Origin of the sequence: Microbacterium sp. MF43 (assembly GCF_012847295.1) — a bacterium.
Classification (GTDB): Bacteria; Actinomycetota; Actinomycetes; order Actinomycetales; family Microbacteriaceae; genus Microbacterium.
Genome location: NZ_JABBDY010000005.1, coordinates 259,849 through 279,081, shown reverse-complemented (window position 1 = coordinate 279,081; position 19,233 = coordinate 259,849). Strand labels below are relative to the sequence as shown.

Genomic DNA, 19,233 nt, shown 5'->3' with positions numbered 1-19,233 from the left:
CGGAGGTGAGGGCGGATGCGGCTGGACCCGTTCTTCGAGGAGCGGCTGCGCGTGCACCGCAAGCACCTGCTCGACAAGGCGAAGGGCGCGATGCGCGCACGCCTGAGCGCGCTCTGGCCCTTCTCCCGTGTGGCCGCACCGACCGCGGCCGGCAACGCGGCCCCGAGGGCAGGCGCCGCGGGGCCGGTGCCCGCCGCGGGGTCAGTGCCCGCGAGGGCGAAGACGGGATCCACGGCGAAGCCGGGCAGCCCGCCGCTGGGTCCCCGCGCACAGGCGCGTGCGCGCAAGCGCAAGGCGGCGCTCGCGTGGGACCGCACCGAGCTGCGCACCGTCGGCATGCCCGGTCCGGACATCCGCACGACCGACCATCGCGTCGAGGTGCCGGGCCGTCCGTCGGTGCGGGTCCGTGTCTACCACCCCGGCCCCGTCGGCGCCGCGCCGGTTCCGGGGGTGCTCGCGCTGTTCGGCGGCGCGTTCCGTATCGGGGGCGTGGACTACCCCACGACGGATGCCTCGTTCCGCCGGCGGGCGGTGGACGCAAATGTCGCCATCGCGGCGGTCGACTACGCCCTCGCACCCGAGCACCAGTACCCGGTGCAGGTGGAGCAGACCTTCGCCGCGCTGGGATGGCTGCGCGCGCACGCGGGCGAGCTCGGCGTCGACCCGGGGCGCATCGGCGTGCTGGGGACGTCGGCAGGCGCGAACATCGCGGCGGCGGTGGTCTTGATGAACCGGGACCGAGGCGGTCCGCCGCTCGCGCTGCAGGTGCTCGAAGTGCCCGTCGTCGACCTCACGGGCGCGCACCTCGACCTGAGCGCGACCCGCACCCTCGGCATCCCCCGATTCATCGCCGTTCGCGAGCTGCGATCGGTCGCGCGCACCTACCTGCCCTCATCGCGCGCTGCGCATGAGCCCTACGCGTCGCCGCTGCGCGCGGGTTCGCACGAAGACCTGCCGCCGACGGTGATCATGACGGCCGAGTACGACCCGCTCCGCGGCGACGGCGACGCCTACGGGGCAGCCCTCCGCGCGGCAGGGGTGGAGGCGAGCGTCGTCCGGTACCAAGGTGTGACCCACGACACCCCGATCTTCCTGGCCGCGCTGCCCGCGGCGCGACGCTGGCACGACGACGTCGTCTCGGCGCTGCGCCGGCTGCACGCTCCCGAGGGCTGAGGGCGTTTCGTCTCGCTTCGCTCGCTCAACGACCCGGGGTGGGCGAGGCATCCGCTTACTTCGCCGCCTCGGCCTGGCGCACCTGGTGGGTGGTGGCCCACTCGAGGGCGTAATCGGCGATCTCCTCCCAGCCGTCCTGGCTCACCAGGCGGTGGGTGCGGCCCGGGTAGGTCTTGTAGTCGACGACCGCCGGGCTGCCGGTCTTCCTGTACTTCTTCACGATCGCCTCACCGATCGCGGGCGGCACGACGTGGTCGATCTCGCCGGTGATGATGAGCAGCGGCGCGCGGTCGGTGCGGCCGTAGTCGACACGGGTGACGCCGTTCTTCTCGTTCAGCACCGACGTGACGCCCTCGAAGAACACCTTGTTGTACGAGTTGACGGCGAACTCCTCCCAGAGCGTGTCGGACTCCTCACGCGGCAGGTCATTGCCGAAGGTGAAGTGGAAGTGGCGCTTCGACAGCGGCTTGGCGCCGTTGATGCCGAACGGGTTGGACAGGATCGGGGTTCCGGTCCACAGCGTGGAGAGGGGGAGCGTCGTGACGCCGGCCGTCTGCCCGGGGGCCACGCCGACGTAGGCGACCCCGAGGCCGCGGTCGGCGAGCATCTGCGTGAGGACTCCCCCGAAGGAATGGCCGATGATGATCGGCTTCTCGGGGAGGGCGCGGATGATGCGCTCGTAGTTGTCGGCGATCTGCGCGAGCCCGATGCCCTTGAGCGCGGCGGGGTTGTTGCGGATGTCTTCGACGGTGCGGTCGTCGATCCCGGGCCAACCCGGGACGATCACCTGGTGGCCCGCGGCGCGGAAGCGATCGGCCCACGTGTCCCAGCTCTTCGGAGTCATCCAGAGTCCATGGATGAGGACGATGGGGGTCTTGGCGGTGGTGTTCTCGTTCATTTCGATCTCCTGTGCGGTCTCGTGCGGTGGTGGTGTGTGGATCCGGATCCTGCGTCTCCGGTTGTTGTATCCTGATAGTAGACCGAACGTTCTATCTACGCAAGACTGTTCTCGAGAAAATCTTTCGCGCCGCTCCGGATGGCACGATGGAGACCGGAGGAGACCATGAGCACCACCCCCGCCGCCAGCGGCACGACACGCCCCTCCCCTGCGCGGCAGCGCCTGCTGGATGCCGCGACCCACCTCTTCTACAACGAGGGCATCCACTCGGTCGGGGTCGACCGCATCATCGAAGAGTCCGGCGTCACGCGGGCGACGATGTACAAGCAGTTCCAAGGCAAGGAAGGACTCGTCATCGCCTACCTGCGCGGCGAGGACGAGCGCCTCCGCGAGCTGTTCGCCCACGCCGGTGCCGCCTCCGACGACCCGGAGGTGCTCCTCGAGCTGGTCATCGCCGGGATCGAGCAGGACATCCGCGAACGGCACACCCGCGGCTGCCCCTTCATCAACGCCGCGGCCGAGTACCCCGACGAGGGGCCGGTGCGCGAACTGATCGCCGGCCATCGCGAATGGTTCCGGTCGACGCTCGAGCAGCTCGCCGCTGCGGCGCGGCTGATCGATCCGCGAGACGTCGCCGCCTCGCTGGTCCTGCTGCGAGACGCGGCCCTGGTCGGCGGCTACCTGGACGGACAGGACCGCGTCGCACCGGCGTTCGCACGCACCGCGCGCAGCGTGATCGCGTCCCATCGAGGCTGATCCGGCGGCCCGCTCCGCGAGGCGGGAAGAGGAGCTGAGCGGCCTTCACAACAGCCCCAAAGGCCACAACCACCCCCGACACGCCGTCTGGAACGTCCGAAAACCCCGGAAATCCGCGGTTTCCGACGGGATGTCGGGTACATTCAAGGCGGTCGAACCGACCAGCCGGGGGGCTCACGCCGTCCGGTCCGAGAAATGAACAAGGCGGCGACTCCGCCGCTTTCGGAGGACAAACCCCATGGCCGACAAGTCCATCACCAAGACCGAACTCGTTGCGAGCATCGCGAGCGCGACCGGGCAGAGCCAGTCCGCCGTGTCGGGCGTGCTCGACTCCCTCTTCTCGACCGTCTCCGAGGCAGTCGCCAAGGGCAGCAAGGTCTCGATCCCCGGTTGGATCTCGTTCGAGCGCGTCGAGACCTCCGCTCGCACCGGCCGCAACCCCCAGACGGGCGAGGAGATCAAGATCCCCGCCGGCCAGCGTGTCAAGGTCACCGCGGGCTCGAAGCTGAAGGCCGCCGTTAAGTGACGAGAGTCGGATCAATGCCGCGTATGCGGCGTTGATGCGACTCGGGTCAGGTTGAGGAGGCCGCGCAGCGACCGTATCGAAACCAACCAACGACCACACAAGAAGGGGGATGCCGCGTGGCGGCGTCCCCCTTCTGCCGTCTGTGCCACCGCCCAGGCGGGCCCACGTAGGCTGGACGGGTGATCCCGGCTTCCCCTCCACGCGGCGCCGTTGCACCGCGCGGAGCGTCAGGAGGTGTGGCCTCCCCCCGCGGGCTGCGGGCCGCGGGGCCCGTCATCCTCGTCGTGTCGGCGCTGATCGTTCTGGTGTGGGCGCTCGCCTACGGCGGGGGAGCCGCGCCGCTGGCCATCGGCGATCCCGGTCCGATCGCGCGCTGGGGGCTCCCCACCGCGAAGCTCTTCGTCAACCTCTCCGCAGCCGGCATGGCCGGTGCTCTCGTGACCGCGCTCTTCGCCCTCACGTCGGGCGAGCGCGAGTTCGACATCGCGCTGGACGCGGCATCCGTCTCCGCCGCCGTCTTCACCGTCTCGGCGGCCGTGACCGGGTTCCTCACCTTCGTCGACGCGTTCAATCCCGCCATCGACGCCGGGCCCGAGTTCGGGGCGCAGCTGGGACGCTTCCTCGTCGAGACGGAGGTCGGCCGCACGTGGCTCATCACCACTGTCGCCGGCGCCGCCCTCACCGTGCTGACCTTCGCCGTCCGCTCGTGGACGGCGACGCTCTTCGTCGCGATCCTGGCGCTGGCGGCCCTCGTGCCGATGGGCACGCAGGGACATTCGGGTGAGGAGGCCAACCATCACGAGGCGATGACGGCCCTCATCCTCCACATCATCGGAGCTGCGGTGTGGCTGGGAGGCCTGCTGCTCATGGTGCTCGTGCGTCCCGCCCTGAGCCGGGACAGGCTCGCCTCGGTGCTTGCACGCTACTCGAGCATCGCGCTCGCCGCCTTCGTCGTCGTCGCCCTGTCGGGCACCGTGCGCGCCGTGATCGGGCTTCAGGACTGGGGGGCGCTGCTGTCGCCGTACGGCGTGATCCTCTGCGTCAAGATCGTCGCCCTCATCGCGCTCGGCGCCCTCGGAGCGTGGTACCGCGTGCGTCTCATCGGGCGCGTGCGGGAGACCGGCGCCTCCCGCACCTTCTGGACGCTGGTCGCCTTCGAGCTCGTCCTCATGGGCGTCGCCAGCGGCGCGGCCGCCGCGCTCGCCCGCACGCCTCCCCCGGTGGCGTCGGCACCCCCCGCGCAGCGCACGCCCGCCGAGGTGCTCACGGGCGCGCCCCTCCCACCCGAGCTGACGCCCGACCGCTGGCTCAGCGCGTGGAACATCGATCTGCTGTGGGCTGTCGCCGCAGGCTTCGGCGTCTTCTTCTACCTCGCGGGTGTCTGGCGACTGCGCCGGCGCGGTGACGAGTGGCCGCTCTACCGCACGATCATGTGGGTCGCGGGGCTCGCCCTGCTGGTGTGGGTCACGGGCGGCGTGATCAACGTCTACCAGGACTACCTCTTCAGCATGCACATGGTCGGCCACATGCTGCTGACGATGGCGATCCCGGTCCTGCTGGTCGCCGGGGCGCCGGTCACGCTCGCGGCACGCGCGATCCGCAAACGCGACGACGGCACGCGCGGCGGCCGCGAGTGGATCCTCTGGGCTGTGCATTCGCCGGTGGCACGCGTGCTCACCAACCCGTTCGTGGCTGCCGGGCTGTTCATCGGCTCCCTCTGGGTGTTCTACTACACCGACCTGTTCCGGTGGTCGCTGTACGACCACCTCGGTCACGAGTGGATGGTGGCGCACTTCCTGTTCACGGGCTACCTCTTCGTGCTCACGCTGATCGGCATCGACCCCGTGCCGTACCGCCTCCCGTACCCGGGACGCCTGCTCCTGCTCATCGGCATCATGGCGATGCACGCGTTCTTCGGCATCGCCATCATGATGCAGAGCGGCCTGATCGTGGCCGAGTGGTTCGGTTCGATGGGCCGGCAGTGGGGACTGCCGCCGCTCGAGGATCAGTACTTCGGCGGGGGCGTGGCCTGGTCGATCGGCGAGATTCCGACGCTCATCCTCGCGATCACCGTGGCCATTCAGTGGAGCCGGAGTGACGCACGCGATCAGAAGCGCCGCGATCGGCACGCCGACCGCACCGGGGACGCCGAACTCGAGGCGTACAACGCGCACCTTGCGAAGCTCGCCGAGCGGGACGCCCAGGTCCGCTGACGCCGAGCGACTAGGGTCCCTCGGGCCCGCTGACGACGATCGATGCGGTGCCGTCGGGCTGCACCGTGATCCGCCCGCCGACGGTGAAGGGAACGTCTTCACTCACGTGGGTGATCGACCCGTCGAAGAGCGAGACGACGTCGAGCTCGATGTGGGCGACCGCTTCGGTCGGCATGATCGCCCATCCGGCACCGTCGGGTGCGACCTCCACGGTCGGCTGCCGGGCGATCGACCAGGTCGGCGGGGAGTCGATGCGATCCTGGAGCACGTACCCGAACGGGCACGCCGTGGGCTGCAGCACCTCCTGTGTCGCGCACGCGGTGAGGAACTCCTCGACCTTCTGCTGCACGACGGCGACGAACTCCTCGGTCGCCTCGGCCTGGATCTCGACGGGGAATCCGTGGAACGGGGTGTCGGAGAGCACGGCGACGCCGGGTGTGGCCGAAATGGGAGTGTCGACGGCCACGGAGTACATGCCGGGCGAGAACACGAGCAGATTCACCGGCGCGAGGGGGTCGGCCTCGGTTCCGTCGGGCGAGACCTGACGCTTGTCGAGCTCGAAGCCGTTCACCTCGAACTGCATGGAGCCCTTGACGACCAGCTGCATCACCGCGAGCGGGCTCTGCGCGAACCGCCACGTCGGCGCGAGGCCGACGGAGCCCTCGCGCGCGATCTCGAACGTGGTCGTGCCCGGATAGCCTCCTGCCTCGTACTCGACGGTGACACGGGTGATGTCACCGTCGACCTGTTCCGAGACGACGCGGGCGTCCTCGAGCGACCCGAGCGCGGCCTCGCGCAGGAGGCCCTCCGAGGCCGACGCCGGCAGCCCGGCCGCCTCGAGATCCGAGGAATCGACCGCGACGCCGGGTACGGTCAGCGCTTCGGCCGCGCGTCCGTCGGCGAGCATCGCGAGGTAGCGCTGGACGAAGGCCGTCGGGCTGTAGAACTGCTGGTGGATCGCGCCGATCGCCGCGGCCGCTGCCCCGAGCAGCAGCACCCCCACCACCGCGAGCAGGGTGAGGTCGAGGGCGAGGCTGCGTCGCCGGCGGTCCGTGCGAGCGGGGGCGGGAGCGGATGCCTCGGCATCCGGGCGCGCGGACGCGACCGGCGGCTGCACGCGACCGGCGGCGGTGTCCACCGACCCTTGGTCCACCCGCCCAGTCTAAGAACACGCCGGGCCGCGCCCGAACCCGCCGTCACGTCTCGTGATGTGCAGATCCACCGATGCGGTCCGGGGACGCCGGGGCGAGGCATCCGCTGGCTAACATGAATCGGTGAACACGCCCGCGCTCTCCGCCGAACAGGAGGCGCTCTTCCGGCTCATCGAGGACACCCGAGAGCACGTCTTCGTGACGGGTCGCGCCGGGACGGGCAAGTCGACGCTCCTGCAGCACCTGGCCTGGCACACCAGCAAGCAGATCGCCGTGTGCGCCCCGACGGGGGTCGCGGCGCTCAACGTGGAGGGGCAGACGATCCACTCGCTGTTCCGCCTGCCCATCGGGCTCATCGCGAAGAGCGAGATCGAGCAGTCGGATGCCGCGCGCAAGATCCTCAATGCGATCGACACCCTCGTCATCGACGAGATCTCCATGGTGAACGCCGACCTCATGGACGCGATCGACCGCTCGCTCCGACAGGCACGCGGTCGGCGCGCCGAGCCGTTCGGCGGCGTGCAGATCGTCATGTTCGGTGATCCGTACCAGCTCGCCCCCGTTCCGCCGCGCGGTGACGAGCTGCGGTACATCCGCGACCACTATCGCTCGTTCTGGTTCTTCGATGCGAAGGTGTGGGTCGGCGAAGCGGCGGGAGACGGCATCATCGACATCGGGTCGTACGGCGCCGACCTGCATATCCGCGAGCTGGTCGACATCCACCGGCAGTCCGATCCCGCGTTCAAGGCGATGCTCAACGCCGTGCGATACGGCCGGGTGACCGCCGACATCGCGCAGATCCTCAACGACACGGGCGCCCGCACACCGCCCGACCCGAAGGACGGCGAGCATCCGATCATCACCCTCGCCACGCGCAACGACATCGTGAACAGCATCAATCGGCGTCACCTCACCGAGCTGATCGGCCGGGAGCAGACGGCGGTCGCCGAGATCAACGGCGACTTCGGGCGCGGCGACGCCGCCTATCCGGCCGATGTCGAACTCAAGATGAAGGTCGGCGCGCAGGTCATGTTCCTGCGCAACGACACGCAGTCCTACGGCGAGCCGCCGCGGTGGGTCAACGGCACGATCGGCACGGTGACGCGCATCGCAGGCGGCACGGTGCGCGTCGAGGTCGAGGGGCAGGAGTTCGACGTCGAGCCGGCCGTGTGGGAGAGGTTCCGCTACGCGTACGACGCCGGGTCGAAGTCGCTCTCGCGCGAGATCGTCGCCGAATTCACGCAGTTCCCGCTGCGTCTGGCCTGGGCCGTCACCATCCACAAGTCGCAGGGCAAGACGTACGACCGCGCCGTCGTCGATCTGGGCTCGGGCGCCTTCGCGCCGGGGCAGACGTACGTCGCGCTCTCACGGCTCACGTCGCTGGACGGCCTCTACCTCTCCCGTCCGCTGCGGCCGAGCGACATCCGGGTCGATCCCGACGTCCAGCGGTTCATGGCCGGCGTGAGAGCCGGGTCGGTCAAGGCGTAGCGCCCGACCGTCACGCGACGTGGGCCGCCTTCGCGTCGGCGAGGTCCTCGAAGAGCTGAGTGTTGAAGCGGTAGGCGAGAAGCACCTCGTCGATCACGCGGTCCTGCTCGTCGGCGTCCCACGGAGCCGCATCCAGCTGCTCGCGGTAAACGTCCTTGAAGGCCTTCGGATCCGCGATGTCCTCGAAGAGGTAGAACCCGATGCCGTTGGTCTCGAACCCGAAGCGGCGGGCCATCAGCCGGCCGATGAACTGACCGCCCGACAGGTCGCCGAGATAGCGGGTGTAGTGGTGGGCGACGAATCCCCCGGGCCACGTCGCGCCGACCTCGTTGATGCGGTCCACGTACCGGCGCGTGCTGGGCAGCGGCGTGATCGACTCGCGCCAGCCGGGCCCGACGAGGAACTCGAGGTCGGCTTCGAGCGCCGGCAGGCGGGTGAGCTTGTCACTGATGAAGACCGCAGCGACGGGGTCGTTGCGCATCTGCTCAGCCGTGCGCTCGAGGGCCTCGTAGATGAACCAGTGCTGAGCGACGAGCGCGATGTAGTCGTCGCGCGTGCCCTCGCCCGTCATGAGGTCGGACATGAACCCGGAGTGCTCGCTGCTCGAGTGGGCACGACTCGATCGCTCCCGCAGGGCGGTCGAGAACGGGATCGGGTCGCTCATGCGCCCAGTGTAAGGGAGTGAGGATGCCCTAACCTATGGGCATTTCACGCGTGGGGACGCGGCTGCACGCCGAGCCTGCGGCAGGCCTCGTCGTACAACGCGACGATCTCGCGCCGCACGTCGGGTCGCTCAGTGATCGGGCCGCCGGGCCAGCCGACGCGGACCTGAACCGTCGTGCCATCGCTCAGCGACGCCTCCCACGATCCGCCCTCGCCGTCGAATCCCGTCATCACCGCATCGTCTACAGCATCCGCCGGCCCGAAGGCGCGCGCGATGAGAACGTTGTCGGCACGATGATCGTGGTTCATGTGTCCGAGCACACCCGCGCGAACGGACTCGTCGAAGCGATACGCCATGTGTCAAGCCTAGAGAGCCGGATCCTCGGTGGCACCCGCGGTGTGTTTGAATCGAGGGACGACCATCGGGGGGTGAGCATGCACAGTCCGGCCATACTGCGCCGCGCCGTCGCGACGGCATCCGTCGCGCTCGCCGTCACACTGGTCCTGCTGGGCTGCGCACCCGACTCGAGCGTCGAGATCGAGCTTCCGCCCCAGGCGGACGTCCCGCTTCCCGAAGCGACCGTGACGCAGCTGCAGGATGCCGTGACCCACGCGATGGCGGCAGCCGGCGCGTCGGGCGCGATCGTCGGAGTCTGGGCGCCGTGGAGCGGCGCGTGGGTCTCGGGCATCGGCACCCAGAACCCGGTCGACGGCGCCGAGGTGACGGCCGACATGCAGTTCCGCGCGTCGCGGGTCACTCGCGCGATGACGTGCGATGTGCTGTACGCGGCGGCCGAGCAGGGGAAGGTCGAGCTCGACGACCCGATTTCGGACTGGGTTGCCAGCGTCCCTGTGCTCACCGACGTGACGCTCGAGCAGCTCTGCGACAGCACCTCGGGGATCGGATCGTACGCGTCGCATCTCCAGCCGCTCTGGCTGGCCAACCCCGATCGCAGATGGGTGCCGCGTGAGCTGGCGAGCTTCGGGCTCGGCGAACCGCGCACCACTCAGCCGGGCGCCGCCTACCGCGACTCCGATGCCGGCTATGTGCTTCTGGGTCTCGCCCTCGAGCGGGCGCTCGGCGCGCCCGCGTCGCAGCTGATCGACGAGTACGTCGTCCGTCCGCTCGACCTCGATGCCTCGCATCTCGGCGGCTTCACGACGGAGAACGTCCTCCAGGGCCTGTACGCGCCGCCCGTCGAGGGCGGGAAGCGCAACTGCGCCGAGCCGCTCGACGTGACGGACGTGTCGGCGAGCGCCGGCTACACCGACAGCGGAGTGGTGAGCGACATCGACGACCTCGGCAGGTACGCCCAGGCGCTCGCGACCGGCGCGCTCCTGCCGCAGGTCGACGACCGATTCGCCGACCCGGTCCCGGCCGGCGCCTCTGCCCCGTCGTGGTACACGGTCGGGGGCGGCGCCGTGCAGGCCGGATCGCTCATCGGGCAGTTCGGCGCGTCTCCCGGCTACACGACCGCCGCCTTCTCCGACCCCGAGACGGGCCTGACGGTCGCCGTCGTGCTCAACAACTCCGCAGGCGGCGGCGGGCACGGACTGTACCTGGCGTGGGAGCTCGCGGCGATCGCCTCGAAGGCCCCGGCGGCTGCCGGTGAGACCGCGCCTGAAGCCGGCCTGCCGTGGACGGCGGAGCAGTACCACGACGCGATCGCCAAAGCCGCGATCTGCGCACCCGCCGCGTGAACGCAGCGCCCCCTCGTGGGGCGGGAGGGGTGAGCGGCCCCGCGGTCTTGCTCGTCGTCGCCGGTCTGGCGTGCCAGGAGGTCGGCGCGTCGCTCGCCGTGCTCCTCTTCCCCCAGGTCGGACCTCTCGGCATGGTCATGCTGCGCCTGGTGTTCTCGGCGCTCATCCTTCTTGCGATCGCGCGGCCGGCGCTGCGTGGTCACACCCGGTCGGACTGGACCGCCGTCATCCTCTTCGGTCTCGTGCTCGCCGTCATGAACGGCCTGTTCTATCTCGCCCTCGAGCGGCTGCCGCTCGGCGTGACGGTGACCATCGAGGTGCTCGGCCCGCTCGTGCTGTCGATCGTGGCCGCCCGGCGGGCGTCGGCGTGGCTCTGGGCGGTCGTGGCCTTCGCCGGGGTCGTCGCCCTCGGCGGCGGGGGGTGGGACCGCCTGGACCCGCTGGGGGTCCTCTATGCGCTCGGCGCGGCGGCGAGCTGGGCGTTCTACATTCTCGCCTCAGCCCGGGTCGGCAGGGCGTTCCCCCGGCTCGACGGCTTGGCCCTCGCGATGGCGGTCGGCGCCGTGATCGCGCTGCCGTTCGGGGTTCTCGACGCCGGCTCCGCCGTCCTGCGTATCGAGCTCCTCGCGCTCGGTGCGGCGGTCGCGGTGCTGTCGTCGACGATCCCCTACGCCTTCGAGCTCATCGCGCTGCGGCGTCTGCCGGCCTCCGCGTTCGCGATCCTCATGAGCCTCGCGCCGGCGACCGCGGCGATCGCGGGCTTCGTGTTCCTCGGTCAGCAGCTGGCCTGGCTCGAGATCGCGGGCATCGCGCTCGTGATCGCCGCGAGCATCGGGGCGGTCCGGTCGTCGGCGCGGAGCGCGCGGGAGGCGGCAGAGCCGCTGGCATGAAAGCTACGCCGGCGCGTGGAGCCTCTGGCGGCGCGGGCCCACCCAGGGGGTCGATTCGCGGCAACAGCAGATGCTCCGCTGCACCGCCTGCGGCGGCACATCAGAGCATCGGAGGGGATGACGGGAATCGAACCCGCGCTATCAGCTTGGGAAGCTGAAGTTCTGCCATTGAACTACATCCCCGGGACGCCGAATCGGCGTTCGGCCAGGATAACAGAGCACGGCGGGGGCGCGGCATCCGGACCCGTCACAACCGTCGAGTGCCCGAGCCCCACCGCTAGGCTTGCCCCGTGCTGCTCAGTGACCGCGACATCCGCCTCGAGATCGACGCCGGCCGCATCGGCGTCGAGCCGTGGCAGCCCGAGATGGTGCAGCCGTCGAGCGTCGATGTGCGTCTCGACCGCTACTTCCGGCTGTTCGACAACCACAAGTACCCGTTCATCGATCCGGCGCAGGACCAGCCCGAGCTCACGCGCCTCATCGAGGTGTCGCCCGACGAGCCGTTCGTGCTTCACCCCGGTGAGTTCGCCCTCGGCTCGACCTTCGAGCTGGTGTCTCTGCCCGACGACGTGGCTGCTCGGCTCGAGGGCAAGTCGTCGCTCGGGCGCCTCGGCCTGCTGACGCACTCGACCGCCGGATTCATCGACCCGGGCTTCTCGGGTCACGTGACCCTCGAGCTGTCGAACGTCGCCACGCTGCCGATCACGCTCTGGCCGGGCATGAAGATCGGTCAGCTGTGCTTCTTCCGGCTGTCCTCACCCGCGGAGAACCCCTACGGCTCGGGTCCCTACGGCAACCGGTATCAGGGGCAGCGCGGGCCGACCGCGTCGCGCTCGTTCCAGAACTTCCACCGGACGGACGTCGGCACGACCGACGCGGGATCGCTCGGCGGCTGAGGCTGAGAAGGATCAGCAATCGGGGTGGCGCCGACCGAGGTGGCGGCGCCACCCCGATGGCTGCCCCAGCGTCATCGGGTGCAAGCCGACCACCGGTCGTGCCTGCCCCAGTCAACGGCCCGTGTCCCCACACGTTGCGGCCGCGATCAACCCGATGGCTACTGCAATTTGCAGTATAGGGTCCGCAGGCCTCCACGTCGACTATCGTTTTGCCCACGGAGGATGCCGTGCCCGACCTCAACGATCGCGTCGACGACGAGCTCCGGGCCCTCCGCGAGCGGGCCTACGGACCCGGCGCCGACATCCATGACGATCCCGTGGCGCTCGCACGCCTCGACGAGCTCGAGCGGTCGCTGTCGGGCGAGCGCCCGTCGGTCGCCGTCACGCCTCGTGATCCGGTCGATCCGGACGAGGGCGACGCGCGGACGCGAGCCGAGGTCGCCGTCCACGACGGCCCCGCCGACCCGCGCGGCGACCCCGCCGACCCGCGCGGCGACCCCGCCGACCCGCGCGACGACCCCGTGCGTTCGTCGGATGAACCCGCTCCCCCGGCCGATCCCGCCTCGGCCGAGCCCGCGCGTCCCGCGTCGCGACTGTCGCGCCGGACCAAGGGCATCTGGGCGGTGTCGGTCGTCGCCGCACTGATCGCCGGCGCCGCTCTCACCATGGCGACCACCGCCGCGGTCGGCGGGCGCGTCGCGGTGCTCGCCGAGGCGGACCTGGACGAGTGGCCGGACCAGTTGTTCGGCGAGCCCCAGGAAGGGGCGCAGGTCTTCGAGGAGCTCTTCGGGCTGCGCGTGCTGACGGTGCCCAATGCGTGGGGCAGCTCGCGCCACGGAATCAACTGCGTGTTCGTGACGCAGGTGGGCGGGTCCGAGGCGGGAAGCGCCGGAGAACTCATCACGACCGGCTGCGGAGACGGGCACTACCCGCCGTCGGCCGCTTTTCCGGTGACGGATGCCTCGCCCGAGGCCCTCCGTGAGCGCTTTCCGATCGGCACGAGCCTCAAGGTCGTGGTGCAGGGGAACCAGGCGGAGGTCTTCGCGCGCACCCCGTAGCGCGGGGGCCGTCAGGCGTCGACGACCAGCGCGAGAGACGTGTCGCCGCACGCGAGGACGACCGCGCCCGAAGGCAGGACGACGGGCGTGGACGACGCCGTTCGCGCAGCGGCGGCAAGGCCATCCGAGCGGAGCATCGATCCGGGCTCCCGCCGCGCGTCGGTCGAGGTGACGACGCGGCCGGACGCGTTGACGAGCGTGACGGGTGTCGCGCCGGAGCGCATCGCGGGCAGGAGCGCGCGTTCGAGCCGGTCGACGAGGGCATCCGCCCCGACGACGCCGACGAGCTCGTCGCCGATGCGGACCGGCGTGGTGATCGTGACCGTGTAGTCGTCGGTGCACACGTAGTCCACATAGGGTCCCGTGAGATGGCGCGTGCCCGTCGTCGCCGGGACGCGCCACCACTCGAGCGCGGTGTAGTCCCGGAACTGCTCGTGCGACGGGTCGTCGATGGTCGCCAGCCGCCGGAGCTGTCGCGACGGTGTGGTGCCGCCCAGCCACCAGGCGAGGTGCCATTCGGCGTCGCTCAGCGCGCCGGGAGCAGCGACGAACCCGGCGCCGGTGAGCAGCGTCTCTCCCGTGACCGCGGGAACGGCGAAGGACTCGACGAGCGGATCGACGCGGGCTGCGGTGAGCGAGGCATCCGCTCTCAATCGGTCTTCGAGCAGATCCCGCCAGCCGTCGATCATGGCGAAGATCCCGTCGATCGTGCCGGCCACGTGGGCGGCGACGTCGGCGTGCGAACGGGTCGCGATGGTGGTCATGGCGCTCCCTCCGGCTCGGGTGATCCGGATGCCTCATCCTGCGCGAGCGCGTCTATCCGCGCCCGCTCGTCGATGAGCCACTCGAAGGCACTGTCTATGTGCGCGATCGTCGCTGCGCGGGCTGCCTCCGGTGCGACGTCCCGGAGGGCGGTGATGACCTGTGTGCGTGCGAGGGCGCTGCGGTCACGGTACTCCTGTTCCCGCAGGCACATCCAGAGCATCGGCCCGGCCTCGCTCTGCAGTCGCATCTCTTCGTGGACGAGGCGTGGGGACTGGCTCACCGCCGCGACCTCGAGCTGGAAGCGGCTGACGGCGCGCCTCGCGCCGCCGGCGGTCGCGAGGTCGGCGCCGTCGGCGATGCGCGCGAGGTTCTCGATGTCATCCTCGCTGGCTCGGTTCGCGGCGGTCTCTGCGGCCGTCCCGGCGATGGCCGACACGTGGAGGGCGAGGTCGCGCAGTTCGATGCGGCTCGTGTCGCGGAGGCGACGCTCGAGCATCCGGGCCGCCGTCTCGCGGTCGTAGGTGACGAAGCTGCCTCCGTCGCGGCCGCGCCGCGTCCGGACGAACCCCTTGTCGCGCATGCCCTCGAGTGCCTCGCGTGCCGTGACGAGGGCGACGCCGAGACTGCGCGAGAGGTCGGATTCGCTCGGCAGGCGCTCGCCGTCGTGCAGCACTCCGCTGACGATCGCGTCGGTGAGGCGCTGTTCGACGAGCTCTGCCCGGCCGGTGCCGTCGAGGGGCGCGAACACGACCGCTCGCGCGGCGTCGACGCGCCCTGTGGCGTGCGGCATTGAGCGTTCCCTCCCGGTGCAGAAGCCCGTCCGTCCGAACCGTGACACGACCGTAACACGACGGGTGATCTTTTGACATATGGATCCATATGATTTAGTTGCATCGACATCGAAGGAGAGGTCAATGACCGAGCAGCAGCCCGCCATCCGGCTGAGCGGACTCACGAAGGAGTTCGGAGCCGTGACCGCCGTCGATCACGTCGATCTCGAGATCGCCGCCGGCGAGTTCTTCTCGATGCTCGGGCCGTCGGGCTCGGGCAAGACCACGGTGCTGCGCCTGATCGCGGGCTTCGAGCAGCCCACCTCCGGGACGATCGAGCTCTTCGGACACGACGTCACGAAGAAGGCCCCCTTCGACAGGGACGTCAATACGGTGTTCCAGGACTACGCGCTGTTCCCGCACATGTCCGTTCTCGACAATGTGGCGTACGGGCTGCGGGTGCGCGGGGTCAAGCGCGCGGAGCGACGGGCGCGCGCCATCAAGGCGCTGGAGGCGGTGCGGCTGGAGCAGATGGCCTCGCGCAAGCCCTCCCAGCTCTCGGGCGGCCAGCGGCAGCGCGTCGCGCTCGCTCGCGCGACCGTCGTTCAGCCCAAGGTCCTCCTGCTCGACGAGCCGCTCGGCGCGCTCGACCTCAAGCTCCGGGAGCAGATGCAGGTCGAGCTCAAGCAGATCCAGCGCGACCTCGGCATCACCTTCATCTTCGTCACGCACGACCAGCAGGAGGCTCTCACGCTGTCCGACCGCATCGCGGTCTTCCACGACGGACGCATCGAGCAGCTCGGCACGCCATGGGAGCTCTACGAGCAGCCGGCCTCCCGCTTCGTCGCCGACTTCGTCGGGACGTCGAACCTCTTCGACCACGACCGCTCGGCCGCGCTCATCGGACGTTCCGGCGAGCACTCGATCCGCCCCGAGAAGCTCTCCATCCGATCGGAGGCGGCGACGGGCCCGGGGGAGCACTCCGCCCCCGGCACGGTCGTGGAGTCGATCTACGTCGGTCACGGCATCCGTCGCGTGATCGATCTCGACGCCGGGATGCGCGTGACCGTGCTCGAGCGCAACGACCGATCGCGCGTCTCCGACGATGACCGCGGCGACCGAGTGCACGTCACGTGGCACGACTCGGACGTCGTGTCGCTGATTCCGCCCGGCACCTGAGCCGGCACCCGACCGCGGGCACGGCCCCGGACAACACAGCAGTTCCACACACCGAGAGAGGAACACCCATGATGCACACAGCACGCGGTCGCCGGATCGCCGGCACCGCACTCGCGATCGGCTCGATCGCGATCCTCGCCGGCTGCGGCACCGCCGGCGGAGGCGGCAGCGCTGCCCCCTCCGAAGCCGTCGACGAGCTCGGCGAGTACGAGGGCTCCGTCTCGATCCTCGCCTGGCCGGGGTACGTCGAGGACGGCAGCAACGACCCGAACGTCGACTGGGTGAGCGGCTTCGAGGAGGAGACCGGCTGCGAGGTCACCTCCAAGACGTACGGCACGTCGGACGAGGCGGTCAACCTCATGAAGACGGGCGAGTACGACGTCATCGCCGCCTCGGGCGACGCGACCCTGCGCCTCATCGCCGCGGAGGACGTGGCACCGGTCAACACCGCTCTCATCCCGAGCTACGAGGGCATCTACGACTTCCTGAAGGAGAAGGAGTGGAACTCGGTCGACGGGCAGTCGTACGGCGTGCCGCACGGCTACGGCGCCAACCTCCTCCTCTACAACACGGAGGTCGTCTCGCCGGCTCCGACATCGTGGGACATCGTGTTCGACCGCGCCAGCGAGTACTCGGGCAAGATCACCGCGTACGACTCGCCGATCTACATCGCGGATGCCGCGGTGTACCTCATGACCCACCAGCCGGAGCTGGGCATCGAGAACCCGTACGCCCTCGACGAAGAGCAGTTCGCGGCGGCGGTCGACCTGCTCAAGGAGCAGCGGCAGCACGTCGGCGAGTACTGGTCCGACTACCTGAAGGAGATCCAGGCGTTCGAGACGGGCGACTCGGTCGCGGGGACCACGTGGCAGGTCATCCAGAACGTGCTCGCGAGTGGCGACGCGACGACGGATGTCGTGCTGCCCGAAGAGGGCGCCACCGGATGGTCGGACACGTGGATGATCGCCTCCGAGGCGAAGAGCCCGAACTGCGCCTACGCGTGGCTCGACTGGATCGCCAGCCCCGAGGTCAACGCGCAGGCGACCCAGTACTTCGGTGAGGCGCCGTCCAGCCAGGAGGCGTGCGACTATCGCGACGACTGCGAGGCGTACCACGCGGGCGACGAGGAGTACGCGTCGCAGATCTGGTACTGGACCACACCCATCGCCGACTGCGTGGACGGACGCACCGATGTCGAGTGCGTCGACTACGCGAAGTGGACCGAAGCCTGGACCGAGATCAAGGGCTGACCTTCCGCCCGATCGCCGGGGGCGGCGGTGCAAGCCGCCCCCGGCCTTCTCCCACAGATCGTGAGGATTCCGTGACGACCGACACAGTCACCTCCGCCCCCTCGGGGCGCGCACCCGGAACGCCGGGCCCGGACGCGGGAACCCCGTCCGGGAGCACCGGTGCACTCCGCCGATGGATGCGCGGCGTCTCGTCGTTCCTGACCACCCACCCGCGCACGCGCCTCTCGCTGCTGATCGCCGCCCCGCTGTGCTGGCTCGTCGTCGTCTACATCGTCGCCCTCGCCCTCCTGCTGGTCACGGCGTTCTGGCGCGTGGACCCGTTCACCAACGAGATCGTCATCGACTGGACGCTCGACAACATCGTCACGGTGGTGACCGGAACGCTGTACCAGACGGTGACGCTGCGAACCGTGGGTGTCGCGCTGCTCGTGACGGTGATCGACGTCGCGATCGCCCTTCCCATCGCGTTCTTCATGGCCAAGGTCGCGAGCCCGAGGATGCAGCGTCTGCTCGTCATCGCCGTGCTGATGCCGCTGTGGGCCAGCTATCTCGTCAAGGCTTATGCGTGGCGGTCGGTGCTGTCGCAGGAGGGGATCCTGGAGTGGATCCTCGCGCCCTTCGGCCTGCACACCCCCGGCTACGGGCTTCCGGCGACGGTGATCACGCTGTCGTATCTCTGGCTCCCGTACGTGATCCTGCCGATCTACGCGGGACTGGAGCGCGTGCCGGATTCGCTGCTCGAGGCATCCGCCGACCTCGGCGGCAAGACGTGGCGCACGCTCGGCAGTGTCGTGCTGCCGCTGGCGTTCCCCGCGATCATCGCGGGCACGATCTTCGCGTTCGCCCTGTCGCTCGGCGACTACATCACGGTGAACATCGTCGGCGGCGCGAACCAGATGCTCGGCAACCTCATCTACGCCAACATCGGCGCAGCGGGCAATCTGCCGCTCGCCGCTGCGATCGCCCTCATCCCGATCGTCATCATCTTCGGCTACCTGGCTCTCGTGCGGCGCACGGGCGCCCTGAACAACCTGTAGGACGCAGCATGCGACTCTCAAGGCCGGCGCGGGTCCTCCTCGCGATCGTGACGGGCCTCATCCTGCTCGTCGTCTACCTGCCCCTGTTCGTCGTGCTCGTGAACTCGTTCTCGACGTCGACGTCGCTCACGTGGCCGCCGCCGGGGCTGACGCTGGAGTGGTGGGGCAAGGCGTTCCAGAGCGCCGGGGCGCTGGAGGCCGTGCTCACCAGCGTGCAGGTCGCGATCATCTCGACGGTGATCGCGCTCGTGCTCGGCACCCTCATCTCGTTCGCCCTCCAGCGCTTCGAGTTCTTCGGTCGCGAGTCGGTTTCGCTGCTGATCATCCTCCCCATCGCCTTGCCCGGCATCATCACGGGCATCGCGCTCAACAACTTCTTCCGCACGATCATGGGCGTTCCGCTGTCGATCTGGACCGTCGTGATCGCCCACGCGACCTTCTGCATCGTCACGGTGTTCAACAACGTCATCGCGCGGCTCCGGCGCACGGGCACGAATCTGGAGGAGGCCTCGGCCGACCTCGGGGCAGGGGTGTGGACGACGTTCCGCCTGGTGACGTTCCCGCAGCTGCGATCGGCGCTGCTCGCCGGCGGCATGCTCGCGTTCGCCCTCAGTTTCGACGAGATCATCGTCACGACGTTCACCGCGGGGTCGGGCGTCACGACGCTGCCGATCTACATCCTCAACAACATGTTCCGGCCCAACCAGGCCCCCGTCGTGTCGGTCATCGCGGTCGTGCTGGTGATCGTGTCGATCGTGCCGATCTACCTCGCGCAGCGGCTGTCCGGTTCCGAGCAGACCCGGCGCTGAGGCGCGGGCG

The 19,233-nt window shown here is 69.8% G+C and carries 19 protein-coding genes and 1 tRNA gene; 13 read left to right on the top strand and 7 right to left on the bottom strand.

Annotated elements, in window-relative coordinates; genetic code table 11:
• The first annotated feature begins 15 nt into the window (after window positions 1-15).
• Window positions 16-1,173, top strand: a complete 1,158-nt coding sequence (locus tag HF323_RS15140) for an alpha/beta hydrolase (RefSeq protein WP_169583739.1) — start codon at window positions 16-18, stop codon at window positions 1,171-1,173.
• A 55-nt stretch (window positions 1,174-1,228) separates the two neighbouring features.
• Here the strand turns inward: HF323_RS15140 and HF323_RS15135 are convergent, their stop codons facing one another.
• Complete coding sequence (locus HF323_RS15135; RefSeq protein ID WP_169583738.1) at window positions 1,229-2,071, bottom strand: alpha/beta hydrolase; 843 nt, start codon at window positions 2,069-2,071, stop codon at window positions 1,229-1,231.
• 165 nt (window positions 2,072-2,236) lie between these two features.
• Here HF323_RS15135 and HF323_RS15130 point away from each other — a divergent pair, with 165 nt between their 5' ends.
• From HF323_RS15130 to HF323_RS15120, 3 genes are all read left to right on the top strand, one after another.
• Entirely contained in the window at window positions 2,237-2,827 is a 591-nt protein-coding gene (locus tag HF323_RS15130) for a TetR/AcrR family transcriptional regulator (RefSeq protein ID WP_169583737.1), read from the top strand.
• 238 nt (window positions 2,828-3,065) lie between these two features.
• The gene (locus HF323_RS15125) at window positions 3,066-3,353 is read left to right on the top strand and encodes an HU family DNA-binding protein (RefSeq protein ID WP_127473557.1); all 288 of its coding nucleotides are present in this window, start codon (window positions 3,066-3,068) and stop codon (window positions 3,351-3,353) included.
• Window positions 3,354-3,589: 236 nt separating this feature from the next.
• A complete protein-coding gene (locus HF323_RS15120) occupies window positions 3,590-5,566 on the top strand; it encodes a bifunctional copper resistance protein CopD/cytochrome c oxidase assembly protein (protein WP_169583736.1) in 1,977 nt (658 codons plus the stop codon).
• Between the two features lie 10 nt (window positions 5,567-5,576).
• Here HF323_RS15120 and HF323_RS15115 read toward each other — a convergent pair whose 3' ends face one another.
• Window positions 5,577-6,719, bottom strand: coding sequence for a hypothetical protein (locus tag HF323_RS15115; RefSeq protein ID WP_317451103.1), 1,143 nt, complete (start codon window positions 6,717-6,719; stop codon window positions 5,577-5,579).
• Window positions 6,720-6,840: 121 nt separating this feature from the next.
• On the opposite strand from HF323_RS15115, the gene HF323_RS15665 reads away from it, so the two are divergent.
• Window positions 6,841-8,205 (top strand): DEAD/DEAH box helicase, encoded by a 1,365-nt coding sequence (locus tag HF323_RS15665; protein ID WP_169583735.1) that lies wholly within the window; start codon window positions 6,841-6,843, stop codon window positions 8,203-8,205.
• 10 nt (window positions 8,206-8,215) lie between these two features.
• Here the strand turns inward: HF323_RS15665 and HF323_RS15105 are convergent, their stop codons facing one another.
• Entirely contained in the window at window positions 8,216-8,869 is a 654-nt protein-coding gene (locus HF323_RS15105) for a biliverdin-producing heme oxygenase (protein WP_169583734.1), read from the bottom strand.
• Between the two features lie 44 nt (window positions 8,870-8,913).
• Window positions 8,914-9,225: a DUF2470 domain-containing protein gene (locus HF323_RS15100; RefSeq protein ID WP_169583733.1), complete on the bottom strand. Its 312-nt coding sequence runs from the start codon at window positions 9,223-9,225 to the stop codon at window positions 8,914-8,916.
• 78 nt (window positions 9,226-9,303) lie between these two features.
• Between HF323_RS15100 and HF323_RS15095 the strand changes: the two genes are divergently transcribed.
• Window positions 9,304-10,569, top strand: a complete 1,266-nt coding sequence (locus HF323_RS15095; RefSeq protein ID WP_169583782.1) for a serine hydrolase domain-containing protein — start codon at window positions 9,304-9,306, stop codon at window positions 10,567-10,569.
• Between the two features lie 29 nt (window positions 10,570-10,598).
• Window positions 10,599-11,459, top strand: a complete 861-nt coding sequence (locus HF323_RS15090; protein ID WP_317451102.1) for an EamA family transporter — start codon at window positions 10,599-10,601, stop codon at window positions 11,457-11,459.
• 112 nt (window positions 11,460-11,571) lie between these two features.
• Here the strand turns inward: HF323_RS15090 and HF323_RS15085 are convergent.
• A tRNA-Gly gene (locus HF323_RS15085) sits at window positions 11,572-11,642 on the bottom strand.
• A 107-nt stretch (window positions 11,643-11,749) separates the two neighbouring features.
• Between HF323_RS15085 and dcd the strand changes: the two genes are divergently transcribed.
• On the top strand, window positions 11,750-12,355 hold the full coding sequence (dcd, locus tag HF323_RS15080; protein WP_169583732.1) for a dCTP deaminase: 606 nt from the start codon (window positions 11,750-11,752) through the stop codon (window positions 12,353-12,355).
• 227 nt (window positions 12,356-12,582) lie between these two features.
• Window positions 12,583-13,413, top strand: a complete 831-nt coding sequence (locus HF323_RS15320; protein WP_211160640.1) for a hypothetical protein — start codon at window positions 12,583-12,585, stop codon at window positions 13,411-13,413.
• Between the two features lie 11 nt (window positions 13,414-13,424).
• Here the strand turns inward: HF323_RS15320 and HF323_RS15070 are convergent, their stop codons facing one another.
• Both HF323_RS15070 and HF323_RS15065 read right to left on the bottom strand, forming a co-directional pair.
• A complete protein-coding gene (locus tag HF323_RS15070; RefSeq protein WP_169583731.1) occupies window positions 13,425-14,177 on the bottom strand; it encodes a cache domain-containing protein in 753 nt (250 codons plus the stop codon).
• Window positions 14,174-14,968, bottom strand: coding sequence for a GntR family transcriptional regulator (locus HF323_RS15065; protein WP_169583730.1), 795 nt, complete (start codon window positions 14,966-14,968; stop codon window positions 14,174-14,176). The genes HF323_RS15070 and HF323_RS15065 overlap by 4 nt, the downstream gene beginning before the upstream one ends.
• Before the next feature lie 124 nt (window positions 14,969-15,092).
• Between HF323_RS15065 and HF323_RS15060 the strand changes: the two genes are divergently transcribed.
• The 4 genes from HF323_RS15060 (at window position 15,093) to HF323_RS15045 (ending at window position 19,223) form a co-directional block, all read left to right on the top strand.
• Window positions 15,093-16,127 carry an ABC transporter ATP-binding protein gene (locus tag HF323_RS15060; RefSeq protein ID WP_188241726.1) on the top strand — a complete coding sequence of 345 codons (1,035 nt, stop codon included), beginning with the start codon at window positions 15,093-15,095 and terminating at the stop codon, window positions 16,125-16,127.
• A gap of 68 nt (window positions 16,128-16,195) precedes the next feature.
• A complete protein-coding gene (locus tag HF323_RS15055) occupies window positions 16,196-17,377 on the top strand; it encodes an extracellular solute-binding protein (protein WP_169583728.1) in 1,182 nt (393 codons plus the stop codon).
• Between the two features lie 71 nt (window positions 17,378-17,448).
• Window positions 17,449-18,414 carry an ABC transporter permease gene (locus tag HF323_RS15050; protein ID WP_317451101.1) on the top strand — a complete coding sequence of 322 codons (966 nt, stop codon included), beginning with the start codon at window positions 17,449-17,451 and terminating at the stop codon, window positions 18,412-18,414.
• An 8-nt stretch (window positions 18,415-18,422) separates the two neighbouring features.
• A complete protein-coding gene (locus HF323_RS15045; RefSeq protein ID WP_169583727.1) occupies window positions 18,423-19,223 on the top strand; it encodes an ABC transporter permease in 801 nt (266 codons plus the stop codon).
• Window positions 19,224-19,233: the final 10 nt, after the last annotated feature.